This window comes from Listeria aquatica, assembly GCF_014223975.1.
Classification (GTDB): domain Bacteria; phylum Bacillota; class Bacilli; order Lactobacillales; family Listeriaceae; genus Listeria; species Listeria aquatica.
Map to the genome: position 1 here is coordinate 217941 of NZ_JAARRM010000001.1, position 18602 is coordinate 236542.

An 18602-nucleotide genomic window follows, 5' to 3' on the forward strand; every position below is an offset into this window, starting at 1 on the left:
ATAAATGTTCACAAAAAATACACAAATAAGTTAGAATTGTCTGTTTAGGATACATGTAAAGTAAACACTTTGTTTTTTGTTGGATTTTCTATTCTAGTTTGTGTAAAATAAATGAACCGGCATTATGGGGGGAAGAAGGAATGATCATTGCATACACAGAACTCGACAAAAAAATTCGAAGAGAAAAAAGACAGATTTATGATTTTTTTTCTCGGGGAGCAAAGCATGTTTTTATTGAACGGTATCACGGGGAACGCACAGAATTTACGAAAGCTTTAAATCTAATCACGGCTGGTGACCATCTTATGGTAGAAACTATGGATCAGCTTGGGAGAAATTATCAAGAACTTATAACGGTTGTTAAAACTTTAAAAGAAAAAAAGGCTAGTTTATTAGTTACAAGTATTCCGCTACTTAGCCGACCTATAGTAGACTTCAAGGTATCACAATTTGTAGAAGAACTACTTATTCAGCTATTAAAAGATATGAAAGAGCGTGAGAAGCTTGAGCATAAACGCAGGCAAGCAGAAGGTATCCAAGCGGCAAAAGAAAAGGGTGTATATAAAGGCAAGCCTACTTTATATGCGGCGGATGCAAAAGATCCAGAAAAGCGTTCTGCTTATTATAATATTGTCAAAATGCTAAAAGAAGGGGAACCAATTCAAAAGATTGCGCGACAGCACCAAATTGCGCGGACAACTGTCTATCGGATAAAACAAGAATTAAACCAACTTGAAAAAGATGGGGATGCCTGTCAATTCGATTAAAAAAGCCGGAAGGAAAATTTTCCTTCCGGCTTTTAACTTAGTCTCCGCCAGGGATTAATGTTTGGTTTTCAAGTTTAAACCGTTTATTATGCCGTAGCGTCAGTACCCACATGAGAAGTAGGTTTGTGACCACGAAAATTGAAAGTAGAACTATGGAACTGTGCACGTATAAAGAAGTTCCGAGTCCGGATGAAATAGCATCACGGAAACTATAAACAGAGTAACTCATTGGTAAGAATGGATGAATTGCGTTGAAGAAACCATTCGTGAGTGGTAGTGGGAACGTTCCACCAGCACCTCCAAGTTGTAGTACAAGAAGTACCATAGCAAAAAATCTTCCTGGGTTTCCAAGCGTGATGGCAAGGAACATGACAAAGAACATAAAGGCAAGTGAAGTTAAAACAGATGTTAATATAAAGGCACCGATATGATCGACATGTAAACCAAGCATCAGCATAATTGAATCAAGAATAAGAGCCTGAAGGACAGCTGCTGACGCGCCGATAGAGGCTTTACTGAGCCACCATGAGAGGCCACTTGTTGGATCAATTGCTGGACGACGAATTGGGAAAATAAAGTTAAAGACTAAGGCACCAACATAAAGGCCAAGTGAAAGAACGTAAGGAGCAAGACCGTGACCATAGTTAGGTACTTCACTCATTTTGTGTTCTGTTAGTTTGGCCGGTGTTGCAAACATGTTGAATGTTTTATTAGTTGCTTTTGTATCATTTACTTGTTCGGCGCCATCTTTTAATTTTCCAGAAAGTTCCCTAGAACCATCGCCAACTTGCTTAATTCCATTACCAAGATTTGTTGACCCAGCTGTAAGTTTAATTGCACCGTTATTTAATTCTGAAGCACCATTTCCTAGTTGACCAATCCCGTTATTTAACAGTGGAAGTTGACTATTCATTTGATTTAGACCGCCAGTTAACTCATTTGCACCTTTGGCTAGTGTTGTGCTACCGGCATTAAGTGCTGCGTTGTTATCTGTGAGTGTCTGAAGACCACCATTCAAGGATCCAATACCATCTGTTACTTGTTTTGAACCACTATAAAGGGCATCGACTCCATTTGAAAGAGTAGGGATAGAAGATGTAAGCTGATTCGTTCCAGAAGCTAGTTTGGAGCCTCCGTTTGACAAAGCCCCAAGTGCCGCAGAAATTTGACTAAATTCATCTATTGTTGATTCTGTTTTTCCTACTAGTTCATTTGTTCCGCTCGCAAGTGTAGGTACCTGCGAGTTAAGTTTGTAAATAGCGTCAGCTACTTGATTACTACTTACCTTTAATTGATCGATCCCAGCATTAATCTCTGCGAAAGCCTTAGCTTGACCATCTGTTACTTGCTTGGCTCCTCCTTTAGCTCCCGCCTTTGCAGTGGCAACGATTTTTTGGGCTTCTGCTGAAGAAAGGTCGATTCCAGCTTGCTTCATTGCATTATCAATTCCAGCATCAATCGCTGCATCATAGCTTGTATTGCTTGCTTGAAGTTTTGAAATACCAGCTTGAACTTGATTCAATCCGGTGGTTAGTTTGTTCTTGCTTGTATCACTTGATGTATTTAAGTTTTTATTTAGCTCTGCAACAGCTGATTCTAGATTATTTGATCCGCTTTTCAGTTGTTGCAACTTTGCTTTTTGTGCGGGTGTATTGCTTTCTTTTAGTCCAGCATCCACCTTTTTTTTAAGTTCGGCGATTCCTTTATTTAATTGATCGACTCCGCCGTTTAGTTGTGTAGCACCGGAAGAAAGGGCAGGTACTTGATTTTTCAGATCTGCAAGTCCACCAGTTACTTTGTTTGAACCTGGGTAAAGCTCAGCAGATCCATTTGCAAGCTTTTGAGTACCATTTGTATATTCTCCAAGTTTTGTGCTGAACTCATTTTCACCTGCACTAAGTGATTTAGCACCATCCGCTAATTTTTGAGTACCTGCAGTAGCTTCACTTACTGCCACTTGAATTTGAGAAGTACCATCTTTAAAAGTTAATGTGCTGTTCGCAAGTGTATCTAAACCTTTTGTAAGGGCTTTATTACCTGCTGCAAGCTTAGTTGAGCCATCATCTAATTTTTTGGCTCCGTTTGCAGCAGTTGTCATGCCTTTACCTACTTCTTTAATTTGAGCAAAAACACTTTTTGCATATTCTTTAGTTATTTTCGTTGCAACCTGTGATTTTAACTGGTTTGCAGCTTGTTCAGTAACCACTTCACCAACATAGTTTTGTGAAGGGTTAATTTTGTAAGATAAATTCATTTTTTGAGGATTTTTATCAAGCAGGGTAGAGGCATTTTTTGAGAAATTTTTTGGAATCGTGACAACCATAAAATATTTGCCATCTTTGATACCTTGCTCTGCTGATTTTTGACTAACAAAATGCCAACCAAGATCGTTATTTTTCTTTAGGTTATCTACAAGTTCATTTCCGACATCCAGAGTTTTCCCGCCGTATTCTGTTTTTTCATCGTGATTGACAACAGCAACGGGAAGATTTCCAGTTTCACCATAAGGATCCCAAATTGATTTTAAAAAGAATCCTCCATATAAGATCGGAATGAATAAAATAACAATGGAAGAAATCAGTAGGATTTTATTTTTTCCAAACTGCATCCATTCGTTTTTTAACATATTCACTTTCTAATCAACACCAATCTAAAAATTTAATTCAGGATGACTTTCGTTCCAGTCTTTGAACGGAAGCTCCTCTTGACCAAGCGTTTCAAGCAGTAAATCTGCAACAGTACGGTTTTTTAGCACTTCTTTCCAAGCAGCGTCCGCTTCTTCAAAAGTTTTCGTTACCTTCTTTTCACCTTTAGAAGCCACATTTTTACGAATATCCCCAAATACGGTTTTGATCAGTCCTGTATCTGGATAACTCGAGAGGTCGCTTTCAATCGCTTCTACAATTTCAAGTAGCGAAATTTTTTTCGGACTTTTGGCTAAAGAAAATCCACCGTTGTTTCCAGAAACGGAACGAATAATATCTTTAACCACTAATTTTCGCATGATTTTTTTTAGGTAAGAAGAAGAAACTTGCAGGCGCTTGCTGATTACATCTGATGCAAGGGGCACCGTGCTATCCTGAGTGGAAAGTAGTGTGATGATACAAACCGCTTGTTCTAAGCTTCGGGTTAACTTCATCAAATTCACCTCACTTGTATTAAACGCTATAGAGATACCATATATCTATTATGGATATCAATAGTCTATGATAATTATAATCATTTCTACTGAAAAAGCAAGCTACATTGCTCACTTTTTCTTGAAGGGGTTTTCATTTTTAGAAAACTGCGCTATAATAATGTGATTTTAAAAAACGTAGTTCGAAACCATCCTACGTAAAAAAACTAGGGAGAGATTAATAGTGAAAATGAAATGGATTACAACGAATGCGATTGTTGCAGCACTGTACATCATTCTAGGCTTTTTAGTTCAGCCACTTGTTTTTGGCGCTGTGCAATTTCGTATTCCAGAATTATTCAATCATTTGATTGTGTTTAATAAGAAATTTTTCTGGGGAATTATACTCGGCGTTTTTATAACGAATCTGTTTTCACCACTTGGTTGGTATGACCTTGTTTTTGGTGTTTCGCAGTCTGTTATTTCGATGCTCATCATGTTTATTGTGATGCATTATTTGAAAGGACAAGTTGCGCGGATGATTGCTAATACGCTAGTTTTCTCATTGACGATGTTTATCATCGCATTTGAGCTTTACCTCGCATTTGATTTGCCATTTTTTGCAAGCTGGCTATTCGCATCTTTTGGGGAGCTAACGGTGATGGGAATCGGTATTCCAATTATGTACGTGCTAAACAAGCGCATGAAGCTAGATTCGCTTTAAATATTTAAAAAGAGCTGGAACATTAATCTGTTCCAGCTCTTTTTATGTCACGAAGTGAAGCAAGAACCTTCAGTCTAGCCTGCACCGTTTTGTGTTCAGATTTATTTGAAGATAGCCCTGATAAAGTAATAAGAAGCCTAAGCTCCGTTTTCTTGCCTTCCGAATCTATTTCAGTAAGTGTTAAGAAATTTTCACCATTTATAAAATCACGAAAAAAAAGCTTATGTTCAGTTGTCATTTTTTGTGTAGAAATCGTTTCGTGAGTTGTAGTGTAAGTAATTCGAGAGGGTTCTCTTGTTGTGAACTGGATTTTCACTTGGTTGTTCTCGAGTGAAACAAGTGGCGCTCCAATCGAATAATCATCTGTCAGAAATAAATCCGTTAAGTCTTCTGAGGTTTGGTTAGATTGTAGAACCTCCGTTTCGGGGGCAGCCGTTACTTTTACAGTGGGAGCAGAAAAACTCACAATAGAGAAAAGAAGCGTTACAATCATCCAATAAATCCATTTTTTTCGCATCTTATTTCTCCTCTCGAAAAATGTTATACTTAGCATAGCACGAAATTATGAACAAAAAATGAATAACGACTTATTTTTAAAAATTAAACGAGGGAGGGTATTATGGAACTTACCAATTTAGAAAAGAAACTGCCGAAAAAAATAAAAAGGGTTTGGCAGATTTCATACGGGTTTGTGGGGGTTTTACTTGTTTTAGCAACAATTGGAAGCTATCTAATATTTTCTGCAACAGATGTGAATCTGTGGTTTAGTGTTATTGTATTCGCAGTTACTTTACTTTATTTTATCTTTATTTACGGGTTTATTATCCCATTTAGGTGGATGAGATGGAGTTACCAAATTAAACATGATGAAATCGAAATTCAACATGGCATCATTTTTCGGAAACGTGTTTTAATTCCGATGATTCGAATTCAGCATATTGAAACCTCACAAGGTCCGCTGCTTAGACAGCAAAATCTTGTTTCACTTTCAATTACAACAGCGGCAGGAGCAAATGAAATCGAGGCGGTCAATGCTTCGGAATCAGATGAGCTACGTGAGTATATTCTTAGTCTTGTAAAGGTGGCGAAAGAAGATGTATAGCGAACGTAAATTGCATCCGATCGCACTTTTGAAAGAGATGTTCGATAATCTTCGTAAAAGCATTATTCCGATTGCCATTGGCTTGTTTTACATTTTTCAAGCTATTAAAAGTAATCAATGGTTTCAGGCTTGGCTTTTCCCGATTTTGATTATAATAGTGATTCTTTTGATGCTTGCTCCAGCCATGATCAAATATTGGACTTACCGGTATAGGCTTGAAGAGAAGGGCTTACGCATTAAATATGGTTTGATTTTCCGGAAAAATATTTTTATTCCATATGAAAGAATTCAAACCGTTCAGCAAAAACAGTGGTTCTTTTTCATTCCCTTTAGTGTCGTTCAAATTCTTGTAGAAACGGCAGGAACAAGTGGGAAAGCAGAGGCGGATTTAAGTGCTGTGCCAAAGAGTGTGGCACAAGAACTTAAGGATTTAAGAGATGGCAAAAAAGCGGAAAAAGCAGTAGAACAAGGGGAAAATCCAGATCAAGTAATAAAAAAACCTTTTGCTGTTCAAAATGAATCTGAGGATAGCACTCGAACAGTTGAACTGAAAACAAAAGAACTACTGCTCATGGCTGTTACTTCAAGTGGAGTGTTCGGAAGCCTTGCCCTTATTATTGCTTTTCTATCGCAATTTTGGGAAGCGATCCCGGAAGAGTGGCTCGCATCTGGGTTTGAACAAGCCATTCGATTAGGGATTTTATTGTTTGTAGTTATAGCCATTTTACTTTTAATCATTTTATGGATTTTTTCAATCATTTTGACATTGTTTAAATTTTTCCAATTTAAACTGCACCAATTTGAAGATCATCTTGTGGTTGAAAAAGGTCTATTTGAACGAGATACAACAACGATTAAATATGAGCGTATTCAAGGGGTTGTAATTGTCGAATCTCCACTGCGGCAGATACTTCGCCTAGTGAGCGTGAAAATCATCACGGCTGGAGGGGCAGACGAACAGAATCAATCGGGAAATATTTTGCTCATTCCGATCATGAAAAAACAATTAGCGCTTGAGACGATCAAAGAGATGCTCCCAGCTTATCACTTTGAAGAAGCTAAAATTGAGAAGCTACCTAAGCAAAATCAGGCACGTTTTTTTATGATTTATCTTATTTGGTCTATTATTCCTTTTCTCATTTTGAGTGTGCTTTTCTATCCTTACGGGCTTATCGCATTACTTCTTCCTCTTTTTGCAGGATTAAAAGCAATTGCGAGTTTTCGCGCGACAGGATTCAGTCTGAGCGAAGGGACTCTGTTACTTCGCGCAAGACCGTTTCTTTCAAAAACAACCCACCTAGTTAGAAAAGAACGAATCCAGTCCATGAAAGTTTCGAGGAGCATCTGGATGGAACGTACAAAAACAAATCATCTAAGTATCGCGTTGAAATCGGGTAACTCTGAAACTACACCATTTTTGCGTTATCTTGCTGGGGAACAAACGGAAAGACTTTATAAGTGGTATCATCCCAATGTTTAAGGAAAACTGCACTTCCCATTTTTTGAAGTGCAGTTTTTACTTACCCAAAGTAAGCATCTTGCTTGCAAAATCAGTGTGATTCTCCTACAATATACAAAGCATAGAGCGTGTAGCAAAGTGAGCAAACTGTGACTATTAATCCTCCTTATTTCATCGGAATAATTGGTTTTACGATAATTAAGGAAGAAAATGAATAAAAGGAGAACAATAACATGAAAAAGATAGCAGCGTTTTTACTAACTTCCATTTTAGTGGTGGTTTTAACTGCTTGCGGTGGGAGTGGAAGCTCTTCAAGTGATAATGAAATGAAAAAAATCGAAAAAGAGGGGACAATCACAGTCGGGACAGAAGGTACTTATCGCCCCTTTACTTTTCATGACTCTAAAACGAACAAATTAACTGGATTTGATATTGATGTCGTTAAAGAAGTTGCGAAACGACTTGATCTTAAAGTGAAATTCGAAGAAACACAATGGGATTCGATGTTTGCGGGACTTAATTCTTCTCGCTTTGATGTTGTTGCTAATCAAGTTGGGATTAATAAAGAGCGTGAAAAGAAATATGATCTATCTGTACCTTATTCAAAAAGCACAGCTGTCATTGTTACAGCAAAAGACAACGATTCAATCAAGACAACAGCTGATTTAAAAGGCGTGAAAGTCGCTCAAAGTTTAACAAGTAATTACGGAAAAATCGCGAAAGATGCAGGGGCTGATATTCAGTCCGTTGATGGTTTGTCGCAATCACTTACTTTAATTAAGCAAGGCCGGACGGATGCAACTGTTAATGACAAACTCGCTGTGCTCGATTATATGAAGCAAACTGGTGACGATAAAGTGAAAATTGCAGCTGAGTTAAATAAAGAAACAAGTAGCAGCGCTTTTGCCTTTCGTAAAGATTCCGGAATCAAAGCTTCTTTTGATAAAGAGCTAAAAGCTATGAAAAAAGACGGTACATTAAAACAAATCTCAGAAAAATGGTTTGGACAAGATGTTTCTGAATAATTTACTTTTAGGAGCTGTTTCGCTTGATAATTTGAACTTTGATGTGCTGAAAGAAGCATTTTGGCCAATGGTAAAGGGCGGGATCGAATATACGATTCCGCTTACGCTTTTATCCTTTGTCATTGGGATGGTCATTGCCCTTGTCATTGCACTTTTCCGTCTTTCAAGTTCGAAAATTTTTCGTGGAATCGGTCGCTTTTATGTTTCACTAATTCGCGGGACTCCGCTTCTTGTCCAACTGTTTGTCATCTTTTACGGTTTGCCGACAATTGGCCTTAAGTTTGATCCGTTTCCTGCTGCCATCATTGCTTTTTCGTTAAATATTGGCGGTTATGCGGCTGAAATTGTGCGTGGCGCGATTCAGTCTGTGCCAAAGGGTCAGTGGGAAGCGGGATACACAATCGGTATGAGCTATGCACAAGTATTGTTTCGGATTATTATTCCTCAGGCTGCACGCGTTTCTGTTCCACCGCTTTCCAATACATTTATAAGTTTGATTAAAGATACATCGCTAGCTTCACTCGTGCTCGTTTCTGAACTCTTTCGGAAAGCCCAAGAAATCGCAGCAACGAGTTATGAGTTTTTGCTAGTTTATATGGAAGCGGGACTGCTTTACTGGATTGTTTGTGTATTTTTATCAGCATTACAAGGACGTCTCGAAAAACGGTTAGATCGTTATATCGCGAAATAAGGAGTGAAAGCTATGTATCTTGAAGCGAAAAATATTGAAAAGGCATTTGGGGAAAATCAAGTTTTGCGTGGCATTGATCTAACTGTGGAGAAAGGGACCGTAACGGTTATTATCGGGCCTTCGGGTTCTGGAAAAACCACTTTTTTAAGGTCGTTAAACGCGCTTGAAATTCCAGAGGCGGGTTCCCTTCAGTTTGATGATTTGGAAATTGATTTTTCAAAGAAATTGTCCAAAAAACAAATTGCAGATCTGAGAAAAGAATCCACGATGGTTTTCCAAAATTATAATCTTTTTCCGCATAAAACAGCCCTTGAAAATGTGATGGAAGGTCCTGTTCAAGTGAAGAAAATGCCGAAAGAGCAAGCCAAACAAGAAGCGCTAGAATTGCTTAGAAAGGTTAATTTATCGGAACAAGCCGATCTTTACCCCTATCAACTTTCAGGCGGTCAAGAACAGCGTGTCGGGATCGCCCGTGCGCTTGCGATGAAGCCTAAATTGATTTTGTTTGATGAACCAACATCGGCGCTTGACCCGGAACTAGTTGGGGACGTTCTCAAAGTGATGAAAAGTTTAGCGAGCGATGGTTGGACAATGATCGTCGTTACTCATGAACTTAAGTTTGCTGAGCAAGTTGCCGATGAAGTGATTTTTATGGATCAAGGTGTCGTCTGTGAACAAGGAAAACCAGAAGATATCTTTAAAGCACCGAAGGAACCACGTACCAAGCAATTTTTGGAACGAATTTTAGACCCTATTTAAAAAGAGGAAGCCTCACAATTGAAGTTGTTTTATACAGCTATTCTTTGTAGGCTTTCTTTTTTTTGTGCTAAAATAGTAGAGCAAAAATGGTTAACAGAGAGAGGTGCTGTGAAGAATGAAACGAATAGTAATTATCGGCGGTGGACTTTCCGGTTTATCGGCAGCTTATACGCTTCATCAGATGGGAAATGAGGATATAAGCTTTGATGTATATGAAAAAGAATCCCATTTTAACGGGAAATTTGAAACAGTGAAACGCGACGGGTTTTTAATTGAGAAAGGCCCCGACTCGTTTCTTGCAAGAAAAACAGCAGGAGTTGAGCTCGTTAACGAACTGGGACTAAGTGATGAACTGGTAGCTAATGCAACGGGAAGATCCTTCATTTATAATGGAAGCGGGCTATTTCCAATTCCGGAAGGTTCAGTTATGGGCATTCCGACAGACGAGGCGGCGCTTGCAGCAAGTGAATTGATTTCAGAAGCTGGAAAAGCCTATGCTCTGCAAGAAAAGACGCGTCCTTATACCCCCATTAAAAACGATAGTTCACTAGGGGATTTCTTCGAAGCGCGCTTCGGAAAAGAGCTTGTGAAAGACTTGATCGAGCCACTTTTATCAGGAATTTATGCAGGAAATATTTACAACATGAGTTTGCGGGCGACTTTTCCGCAGTTTGAGACGACGATTGAAAAAAGTGGTAGTTTGATGAAAGGCTTAGCAATGCCGGCGCAAGTTAATATGCAAACAACAGGAACTAAAAATACGATCGGAGCTTTCAGAACCCTGAAAAATGGGCTTTCTGAACTGCCAAATGCACTTGTAGCATCGCTTCCAAGTGAATCACTTCACGCTTTGAAAGAAGCTGTTAAGCTGGAACGAAAGGGTACAGGCTACCAAATTTTGTTTGCAGATGGTTCGCGAGAAGAGGCTGATGCAGTCTTGATTGCGGCAACGCATGATGTGGTACTTAAACTTTTGGATAGAGATACGGCGGCCCCGTTTGAAAACCGACCGCTTTCAACACTAGCGACAATCTCATTTGCTTATGATCATCTGGATAAAGCAGCCTTAAAAGAAGGTACAGGCTATTTAGTTTCCCGTGTAAATGATTACCGAACAACTGCTTGTACATGGGTGCACAAAAAATGGCCGCATATGGTTCCAGACGGGAAAATGCTATTGCGCGGTTTTCTCGGGAAAGCTGGCGAAAATTGGATCGAAACAACATCTGATCAGGAATTGATCGATATGGTTTTGGCCGATTACAAAGAAATGATGGGGCTAATTGAAACACCGCTCTTTGCGGAAGTAAGTCGTATGCCACATGCAATGCCACAATATGATGTGGGTCATAAAGAGCGTTTAGCGACTTTTAAGCAAAATCTTTCGGCGAATTATCCGCGTGTTCACGTTGCAGGAATGAGTTACGACGGCGTTGGGATTCCAGATTGTATAAGGCAGGCTCGGACTATGGCTGAACAAATAGCCGAAGAGGTGAATCAAGTTGATTAAAGGAATCGGGCTCGATATGATTGATTTAGACCGAGTAAAAGCGGTCTTAGAGCGAAATCCGCGTTTTATTGAACGGATTTTGACCTCAAATGAAGAAGTGCTTTTTCATGGTTATAAAGGATCGAGACAAATTGAGTTTCTTGCCGGGCGTTTTGCGGCTAAAGAAGCGTACGCAAAAGCAAGCGGCACAGGGTTTGGGAAAGATCTAAGCTTTACTGATGTGGAGATTTTAACGGGACAAAATGGGGAACCGTGTTTAATCCAACCGAAGCGAACAGATGAGTTAGTTTTTGTAAGTATTACGCATACAGGAAGGTCGGCAGCAGCACAAGTGATTATTGAAGCAAACGAAAGGAGAAGCTGAATCATGAGTGAACTGAGGACATATACCGGTGTACATCGTCCAACGTGGATTGAAGTAGACTTAAAGGCTATTCAAGCAAACATTCAAAATGAACAGCAACTTTTACCAGATGGAACGGAAATTTTTGCTGTTGTAAAAGCGAACGCCTATGGACATGGCATTTTGGAAGTGGCAAAAGCTGCCGAGCAAGCCGGAGCAACTGGATTTTGTGTCGCTATTTTGGATGAAGCACTTTATTTACGAGAAGCGGGTTTTACCTGTCCTATTCTAGTGCTTGGAGCAATTTTTAAAGAAGACGTAGCGCTCGCTGCAGAACAAGAGATTTCAATTACTGTCTATAATGAAGAATTTTTTGAAGGATTATCTCTTCCGGATAAACCGCTTAAAGTGCATGTTAAAGTGGATACGGGAATGGGACGACTCGGGTTTCAAACAGAAAAGGAAGTACTTTACGCAATCGAACAGATTGAAGCTGATCCTCGGTTCGAATTCGAGGGGATCTACACCCACTTTGCGACAGCTGATCAAAAAGAAACTAGTTATTTTGAAAAGCAGTTACAGAAGTTTCGTTCTATCCTTCTTCGCCTTAGCAGAAAGCCACGTTATGTGCATGCTGCAAATTCGGCAACTGCTCTACTTCACACGCAGGCGGATTTCAATATGATTCGGCTTGGGATTGCCATGTATGGTCTTTCGCCCTCTGTTGAAATAGAAGATATTCTTCCGTACACTCTTCAACCTGCCTTGTCCCTTTATACACAAATAGCGCAGGTGAAAAAACTTCAACCGGGAGATCACGTGAGCTACGGAGCAACTTATGAAGCAGGGCAGGAAGAATGGGTTGCAACACTTCCAATTGGCTATGCAGATGGAATACTTCGGAGATTTAGTGGTTATGAAGTGTTAGTGGATGGTCGTCCTGCTGAAATCATCGGCCGAGTTTGTATGGACCAAATAATCATTCGGCTGGATCGCTATTACCCTGTAGGTACTGTTGTTACAATAATTGGAAGAAGTGGCCGATTAAAACGGACAGCAACAGATGCGGCAGAATATCTTGGGACCATTAATTATGAAATCACTTGCGCGCTTTCGGCTCGTGTCCCAAGGAAATATGTGGACTAAAACCGCTATCCGTGCTTTTCTAGTAAAAGGCGTTTATAATGGAGTAGCAAAGAGCCATCTAAGTGTATCTTAAACAGTCGAAACACCTGAATGCATGGTTAAAAAATTTGATTTTCGGCTGGAAAAAATAAGAAATTGCTTTTCTAATAACTCTTAGAATGGTACGATAGATACATAGAGCAAGATAGTATCAATGCAACTTTGGGGGTGTAAGAGGTGTTAGAAAAAAAACAACAAAAAGAGATTTCTATATCTCTAACACAAGATTTGCTTGAAGAACTTGATTTATTTGTGCAAAAAGAAAAAATGGAGCGGAGTGAAGTGATCATGGAAGCGACGCAAGAGTTTTTGAAGCGCAAAAAAGCGCGTGAAGTTCGTGTAGAGATGGAACGTGGCTACATTGAAATGGCAAAAATCAATTTTGCAATTGCTTGCGAGTGCACCCATGCAGAGTCAGAAGCAGAAAATCGGAATATCGAAATATTAGGAGGTTAGGCCGTTGGTAAAGCGTGGTGATGTCTACTACGCAGATCTTTCCCCCGTGGTCGGAAGCGAGCAAGGGGGAACAAGGCCTGTTCTCATCATTCAAAACGACATTGGAAATCGTTTCAGTCCAACTGTGATTGTCGCAGCGATTACTGCGAAAATTCAAAAAGCGAAATTGCCGACGCATATTGAAGCTACGAAAAAAGACGGCTTTGATCGAAATTCTGTCATTTTGCTTGAGCAAATTCGAACAATCGATAAGCAGCGGTTAACAGATAAGATCACGCATTTGGATGATGAATTAATGGAGAAGGTGGATCATGCTTTAGAAATTAGCCTTGGCATGATTGAATTTTAAAAGCCCCCATTTACTTTTGATGATGAAAAGTGTAAACGAGGATGATGAAGAAGGGCAGAACCTGCGTAAAGAACTCTTGAATGAACAGGTTATATACATAGTTTAGATTTGCTCACATAATAAATGTCTGATTTACCTGGCATAAGAGACAAGAACTTTGGGTTCAGATAGCTTGTTTTCTTTTGTCAGGTTTTTTCAAACAAAAAAACAGTGAAGTGAGAAGAAAGAGAGGCGTAACAGAACAGCATGTACTCAGATTTTGCCGATTTTATTCGCGAAAACCAGGCGGCACTTTTAGAAGCCTGGATTAGAGAAATGAAAGAACAAGAAGATCCTAAAATTGCAAGTGTTGCGACTGATGAGATGTACGAAGAAGTGACACGAGAGTTTATTGATTTGATCGTAAGTAAAATAGATGGGACTGAAAATCAAGCTGAATTTCACGGGAAACTGAAGGACTTCGCTGAAAAAGTTGTGCTGCTTGGTTGGCCCATTCACTTTATTACAACGGGCATTCATAATTTTGCCTTGCTTACGTATAAAGGAATGCGCGGGAAGGAACTTTTCTTTAAGCGTGAAGACAATCCGGAAGATGATGCTTATTATCGCTTTGAAAAGTGGCTTGCTTCGATTTATAACAAAATTGTAACGGCATATGCAGAAACTTGGGAAAAAACGGTATCGCAACAAAGACAAGCCTTGCAAGAATTATCGGCACCACTTTTGCCGATATTTGATAATATCTCGGTCATGCCACTTGTTGGGACAATAGATACTGACCGTGCAAGGCAAATTATGGAAAGTCTGCTCGTTGGTGTTGTTAAGCACCGTTCAGAAGTGGTGCTAATTGATATTACGGGTGTTCCGATTGTGGATACAATGGTTGCCCATCATATCATTCAAGCAGCAGAAGCTGTGCGTTTAGTTGGTTCAAAACCAATGCTTGTCGGGATTAGACCAGAAATCGCTCAAACGATTGTTAATCTTGGTATTAATTTAGAGCAGCTGATTACGACAAATACCCTTCAGAAAGGGATGAAACGGGCACTAGCATTAACAAATAGAGAAATAGCACAAAAAGAGGGGTGAAACCATGGGGATTCCAATTTTAAAATTAGGCGAATGCTTACTTATTTCTATTCAAAGCGAGCTTGATGATCATACCGCAATTGAGTTTCAAGAAGATCTTCTTGCAAAAATTCATGAAACGTCTGCACGTGGCGTTGTGATTGATATCACCTCAATTGATTTTATCGACTCTTTCATTGCGAAGATTTTGGGTGATGTGGTTAGCATGTCGAAACTTATGGGCGCGCGAGTAGTGGTTACAGGGATTCAACCTGCTGTTGCAATCACGCTTGTCGAGCTCGGAATTACTTTTGAAGGAGTTCTTTCGGCTATGGATTTAGAAAGTGGCTTAGAAAAATTAAAACAGGAATTGGGGGAATGAAGATGACATTCCAATCCTGTGTAAAAATAACAGATGAATGGGACATTGTTTCTGCTAGGCAATTAGGGCGGAAAATTTCCAAAGAAATTGGATTTGGTACGGTGGATCAAGCACGGATTACAACAGCAATCAGCGAACTAGCCCGGAATATTTTCTTGTATGCGAAAACGGGAGAAATTTGCATCTTGAAAATTAATGAAGCAGGAAGACAAGGTTTAAAGATAGTAGCTAAAGACCAAGGGCCTGGGATTTTAGATATTCGGAAAGTCATGCAAGATGGTTATACAACATCAGGCGGACTTGGAGCTGGACTTCCAGGTGTGAAGCGTTTAATGGACAGCTTCGATATTGAGTCTAAAACAAATGGAGACGAAAAGGGAACGATTATTACAGCGATGAAATGGATAAGGTGAGAGCAGGGAGGCTTTAAGGGATGAACGAGCAATTTGAGGCGAAATATGACGAAATTTTAATGGATTATTTAGAACATCAAGATGAGGCTATTTTATATGACTGTGAAAAATTAACAAAAGAAGCCATGGACCAAAGTATTCCGCCAGAAGAAATTATCAATATTCATCGTTCTGCCCTTGAAAAATACGATAAAAATATGCCTGACTATGTCAAGAAATCATTTGATGTACTACTTGAAACGATGGTCGGCTACGGTCTTGCTTATTTGGAACATATTAGTCTACGAACGGAACAGCGTGCTTTGAAAAGTGAAATTGAGCAAGCAGAATCCATGCAAAAAACACTCCTTCAAGCTGACTTACCAACTGGAACAGAACTTGATTTTGGTGTCGTAAGTAAAGCTGCGAGACAAATGAGCGGCGATTATTATGCTTTTTTGGATTTGGATGGTAAAAAAGAAAACATTGGGATTTCGCTTGCTGATGTTATTGGTAAAGGGATCCCCGCAGCTTTTAGTATTTCGATGATTAAATATGCTCTTCCTGGAATTGCGGAAGAATACGAAGATCCAAGTCGTGTACTTAGAGCACTGAACAAGGTGGCAGAAGAAAATATTAACGACAATATGTTTATTACGATGTTTTATGGTGTTTACCGAAAAGCACTACACCGATTTGAATATGCTTCTGCAGGACATGAAGTAGGTGTTTTCTATGAAGCAAAGACGAATCAATTCTCTGACCTATATGCTCGCGGCTTGCCACTTGGAATTAATAAAGAAGTGGAGTACCGGAAATTTGAAAGAGCGGTCGCACCAGAAGATGTGATTTTTATTATGTCTGATGGTGTCACAGAAACGCGAACCAAAGAAGGCTTTTTAGAACGGCCGGAGTTGCTCGCTATTTTTGAAAAGTATATGAAGCTAGAAGCACAGGAAATGGCGGATGCGATTTATGAGCATCTCCTTAAATTACAGGACTTTAAGCTTCATGATGATTTTACTTTGATTGTAATTAAACGAGAAAAAGAGGTTTAAGCATTGCCTGGACCGGGTAATGCCACTCGTATACCAATTTTTAATGAGGTGACAAATAATGAATATCAAGATTGAAGATAAGAGTGAAAAGCAAGCCGAAGCTTTTATCTCAGGAGAAATAGATGCCTATACAGCACCAAAACTGAAAGAAGCACTTGACGGTTATCAAAGCAAAGAGAATTTCACACTCAAAGTCGATTTATCTGATGTTGGTTATATGGACAGCACGGGTTTAGGAGTTTTTGTTGGTCTCTTTAAAAACTTGCGAACTAAAAACAGCGAACTTGTTCTTATCGGGCTTTCCGAGCGCTTGTATCGCTTGTTTGAAATTACTGGACTCTCGGAAATCATTGAAATCAAAAATATAGAAGGTGAAACAAATGGCAACCTATGATAAGATCGAGCTAAATGTTCCGGCCAAGCCTGAATTCGTAAGCCTTGGAAGGTTGACTCTCTCTGGAATTGCTAGCCAAGCAGGTTTTTCATATGAAGTGATTGAAGACCTGAAAATTGCAGTTAGCGAAGCCATCACAAATTCCATTCGTCACGGCTTTAAAGAAAAGTCGGATGGAGAAGTGAAAATCGAGTTCCATATCTATTCGGACAAACTGGATGTGATTGTGAGCGATAAAGGAAAAAGCTTCGACCTCGAAACAAAAAGAAAAGAAGGCGGTCCATATGAAGCGGATGAGGATGCTGATTTAATGAGGATTGGTGGACTTGGACTTTTCTTGATTGAAACTTTAATGGATGATGTGAAATTTTATTCGGAAGACGGAGTTTCCGTTTTAATGACTAAATATATTAATGAAAAGCAGGTGGAGGAGAATGCCAAAAGTGTCTCAACCTGATAAGGAAAAAGTTTATGAGTGGATCGAAGCATTTCAGAAGACAGGGGATGAAAATGCCCAATATCAACTTGTCGTTCATTATAAAAATTTAGTCGAATCCATTGCACGAAAATATTCACAAGGAAAATCGTTCCATGAAGATCTCGTTCAAGTAGGAAATATCGGACTTCTTGGCGCGATCCGGAGATATAATCCTGAATTTGGTAAGAGCTTCGAAGCTTTTGCTGTGCCAACTATTGTTGGTGAGATCAAGCGCTTTTTGCGGGATAAAACGTGGAGCGTCCATGTGCCAAGGCGAATTAAAGAACTTGGACCCAAAATCAAAAATGCCGTAGAAGAATTAACTCGAGAGATGCAAGACTCTCCGCAAATTTCTGATATCGCAGCTTATATTGATGCTTCCGAGGAAGAAGTTCTTGAAGCAATGGAAATGGGAAAAAGCTATCAAGCGCTTTCTGTCGATCATTCTATTGAAGCCGATTCTGATGGTAGCACGATCACACTCTTGGATGTTGTTGGAAATGATGATGACGGATTTGAACAAGTTAATCAGCGAATGTTACTTGAAAAGGTATTACCGATACTCGATAGTCGGGAACAAAAAATTCTACAATACACATTTATTGAAAATCGCAGTCAAAAAGAGACAGGTGAACTGCTTGATATTTCGCAAATGCACGTTTCTAGAATTCAACGTCAAGCGATTAAAAAGTTACGCGAAGCCTTGCAAAATGAGGAAGTGGACTGACCATGTCAAGCATTGTAAAGACGAATGTAGAGTTGTTTACGTTCCAGCGGTCGAAGGATTTGCAACAATACTCAGGAGACATGTATTTTTTTACGGAGTTACCTAACAATGAATTTTTATGTGTCTTAGCAGATGGACTCGGAAGTGGCATTGAAGCGCACCGATCAGCAAAAGCTGTAATTGACGCCGTGAAAGAAGACCCAGCAGAAGAGCTTGACTCGTTGATGGACAAATGCAATCAAGCCGTTTCCGGGCTTAGAGGAGCAGCTGTGGCGATGATTCGGGTTAATTTTGTTACACATACACTTACATACACAGGAACCGGGAATATCCGCTTTTATTTCATGGAAGCTTCTGGGAAAATGAGTTTTCCGCTTTCAACAATGGGGTTTTTATCTGGTAGAAAACAGCTTTTTAAACTCAAACAGTTTCAATATAAGCCGGGAAGTAAATTTCTAATTCATTCGGATGGGCTTAAACTTCGGAAAGTGAAATCTTATTTGGATAGCCCGATTAGTGCTGTGCATACAGGACATAGCATTGAACGTCAAATTGCAAGCGTTCCCGAGGATGATGTCAGCTTTGTTGTCGGGAAATTTTTAGATTGAGTCAAAA

At 39.5% G+C, this 18602-nt stretch carries 23 protein-coding genes and 1 riboswitch; of the genes, 20 read left to right on the top strand and 3 right to left on the bottom strand.

What is annotated here, in order from left to right; all coding sequences use genetic code 11:
- Nucleotides 1-140: 140 nt before the first annotated feature.
- Nucleotides 141-767: a recombinase family protein gene (locus tag HB912_RS01090; protein WP_185371835.1), complete on the top strand. Its 627-nt coding sequence runs from the start codon at nt 141-143 to the stop codon at nt 765-767.
- A 37-nt stretch (nt 768-804) separates the two neighbouring features.
- Here HB912_RS01090 and HB912_RS01095 read toward each other — a convergent pair whose 3' ends face one another.
- Both HB912_RS01095 and HB912_RS01100 read right to left on the bottom strand, forming a co-directional pair.
- Entirely contained in the window at nt 805-3393 is a 2589-nt protein-coding gene (locus tag HB912_RS01095) for a YhgE/Pip domain-containing protein (protein WP_244964425.1), read from the bottom strand.
- A 24-nt stretch (nt 3394-3417) separates the two neighbouring features.
- Nucleotides 3418-3906 carry an RrF2 family transcriptional regulator gene (locus tag HB912_RS01100; RefSeq protein ID WP_185371837.1) on the bottom strand — a complete coding sequence of 163 codons (489 nt, stop codon included), beginning with the start codon at nt 3904-3906 and terminating at the stop codon, nt 3418-3420.
- Nucleotides 3907-4077: 171 nt separating this feature from the next.
- Nucleotides 4078-4122: riboswitch (PreQ1 riboswitch) on the top strand.
- 7 nt (nt 4123-4129) lie between these two features.
- Here HB912_RS01100 and HB912_RS01105 point away from each other — a divergent pair.
- A complete protein-coding gene (locus HB912_RS01105; RefSeq protein WP_185371838.1) occupies nt 4130-4609 on the top strand; it encodes a QueT transporter family protein in 480 nt (159 codons plus the stop codon).
- 22 nt (nt 4610-4631) lie between these two features.
- On the opposite strand, the gene HB912_RS01110 is transcribed toward HB912_RS01105, so the two are convergent.
- Nucleotides 4632-5126, bottom strand: a complete 495-nt coding sequence (locus HB912_RS01110; RefSeq protein WP_185371839.1) for a hypothetical protein — start codon at nt 5124-5126, stop codon at nt 4632-4634.
- Nucleotides 5127-5228: 102 nt separating this feature from the next.
- Here HB912_RS01110 and HB912_RS01115 point away from each other — a divergent pair, with 102 nt between their 5' ends.
- From HB912_RS01115 to HB912_RS01200, 18 genes are all read left to right on the top strand, one after another.
- Nucleotides 5229-5711: a PH domain-containing protein gene (locus tag HB912_RS01115; RefSeq protein WP_185371840.1), complete on the top strand. Its 483-nt coding sequence runs from the start codon at nt 5229-5231 to the stop codon at nt 5709-5711.
- A complete protein-coding gene (locus HB912_RS01120; RefSeq protein WP_185371841.1) occupies nt 5704-7191 on the top strand; it encodes a PH domain-containing protein in 1488 nt (495 codons plus the stop codon). The genes HB912_RS01115 and HB912_RS01120 overlap by 8 nt, the downstream gene beginning before the upstream one ends.
- 212 nt (nt 7192-7403) lie before the next feature.
- Nucleotides 7404-8195, top strand: a complete 792-nt coding sequence (locus HB912_RS01125) for an amino acid ABC transporter substrate-binding protein (RefSeq protein WP_185371842.1) — start codon at nt 7404-7406, stop codon at nt 8193-8195.
- Nucleotides 8182-8886: an amino acid ABC transporter permease gene (locus tag HB912_RS01130; protein WP_185371843.1), complete on the top strand. Its 705-nt coding sequence runs from the start codon at nt 8182-8184 to the stop codon at nt 8884-8886. The genes HB912_RS01125 and HB912_RS01130 overlap by 14 nt, the downstream gene beginning before the upstream one ends.
- A 12-nt stretch (nt 8887-8898) precedes the next feature.
- A complete protein-coding gene (locus tag HB912_RS01135; protein WP_185371844.1) occupies nt 8899-9645 on the top strand; it encodes an amino acid ABC transporter ATP-binding protein in 747 nt (248 codons plus the stop codon).
- 115 nt (nt 9646-9760) lie between these two features.
- Nucleotides 9761-11155: a protoporphyrinogen oxidase gene (gene hemG / locus HB912_RS01140; RefSeq protein ID WP_185371845.1), complete on the top strand. Its 1395-nt coding sequence runs from the start codon at nt 9761-9763 to the stop codon at nt 11153-11155.
- Complete coding sequence (gene acpS, locus HB912_RS01145; protein ID WP_185371846.1) at nt 11148-11519, top strand: holo-ACP synthase; 372 nt, start codon at nt 11148-11150, stop codon at nt 11517-11519. The genes hemG and acpS overlap by 8 nt, the downstream gene beginning before the upstream one ends.
- Nucleotides 11520-11522: 3 nt before the next feature.
- A complete protein-coding gene (gene alr, locus HB912_RS01150) occupies nt 11523-12644 on the top strand; it encodes an alanine racemase (RefSeq protein ID WP_185371847.1) in 1122 nt (373 codons plus the stop codon).
- A 216-nt stretch (nt 12645-12860) separates the two neighbouring features.
- Nucleotides 12861-13139: a CopG family transcriptional regulator gene (locus HB912_RS01155; protein WP_185371848.1), complete on the top strand. Its 279-nt coding sequence runs from the start codon at nt 12861-12863 to the stop codon at nt 13137-13139.
- Between the two features lie 4 nt (nt 13140-13143).
- Nucleotides 13144-13488 (top strand): type II toxin-antitoxin system PemK/MazF family toxin, encoded by a 345-nt coding sequence (locus HB912_RS01160; protein WP_036072521.1) that lies wholly within the window; start codon nt 13144-13146, stop codon nt 13486-13488.
- A gap of 246 nt (nt 13489-13734) precedes the next feature.
- A complete protein-coding gene (locus HB912_RS01165) occupies nt 13735-14577 on the top strand; it encodes an RsbT co-antagonist protein RsbRA (RefSeq protein ID WP_185371849.1) in 843 nt (280 codons plus the stop codon).
- A 4-nt stretch (nt 14578-14581) separates the two neighbouring features.
- Nucleotides 14582-14938 carry an STAS domain-containing protein gene (locus HB912_RS01170; protein ID WP_036072522.1) on the top strand — a complete coding sequence of 119 codons (357 nt, stop codon included), beginning with the start codon at nt 14582-14584 and terminating at the stop codon, nt 14936-14938.
- A gap of 2 nt (nt 14939-14940) precedes the next feature.
- On the top strand, nt 14941-15351 hold the full coding sequence (locus HB912_RS01175) for an anti-sigma regulatory factor (protein WP_036072524.1): 411 nt from the start codon (nt 14941-14943) through the stop codon (nt 15349-15351).
- Between the two features lie 20 nt (nt 15352-15371).
- Nucleotides 15372-16388 carry a PP2C family protein-serine/threonine phosphatase gene (locus tag HB912_RS01180; protein ID WP_036072526.1) on the top strand — a complete coding sequence of 339 codons (1017 nt, stop codon included), beginning with the start codon at nt 15372-15374 and terminating at the stop codon, nt 16386-16388.
- A gap of 58 nt (nt 16389-16446) precedes the next feature.
- Nucleotides 16447-16782 (top strand): STAS domain-containing protein, encoded by a 336-nt coding sequence (locus HB912_RS01185; RefSeq protein WP_185371850.1) that lies wholly within the window; start codon nt 16447-16449, stop codon nt 16780-16782.
- Nucleotides 16769-17239 carry an anti-sigma B factor RsbW gene (gene rsbW / locus HB912_RS01190; protein ID WP_185371851.1) on the top strand — a complete coding sequence of 157 codons (471 nt, stop codon included), beginning with the start codon at nt 16769-16771 and terminating at the stop codon, nt 17237-17239. Before HB912_RS01185 ends, rsbW begins: the two co-directional genes overlap by 14 nt.
- A complete protein-coding gene (gene sigB / locus HB912_RS01195) occupies nt 17217-17987 on the top strand; it encodes an RNA polymerase sigma factor SigB (RefSeq protein WP_036072530.1) in 771 nt (256 codons plus the stop codon). Before rsbW ends, sigB begins: the two co-directional genes overlap by 23 nt.
- Nucleotides 17988-17989: 2 nt before the next feature.
- Nucleotides 17990-18595, top strand: a complete 606-nt coding sequence (locus HB912_RS01200) for a PP2C family serine/threonine-protein phosphatase (protein WP_185371852.1) — start codon at nt 17990-17992, stop codon at nt 18593-18595.
- Nucleotides 18596-18602: the final 7 nt, after the last annotated feature.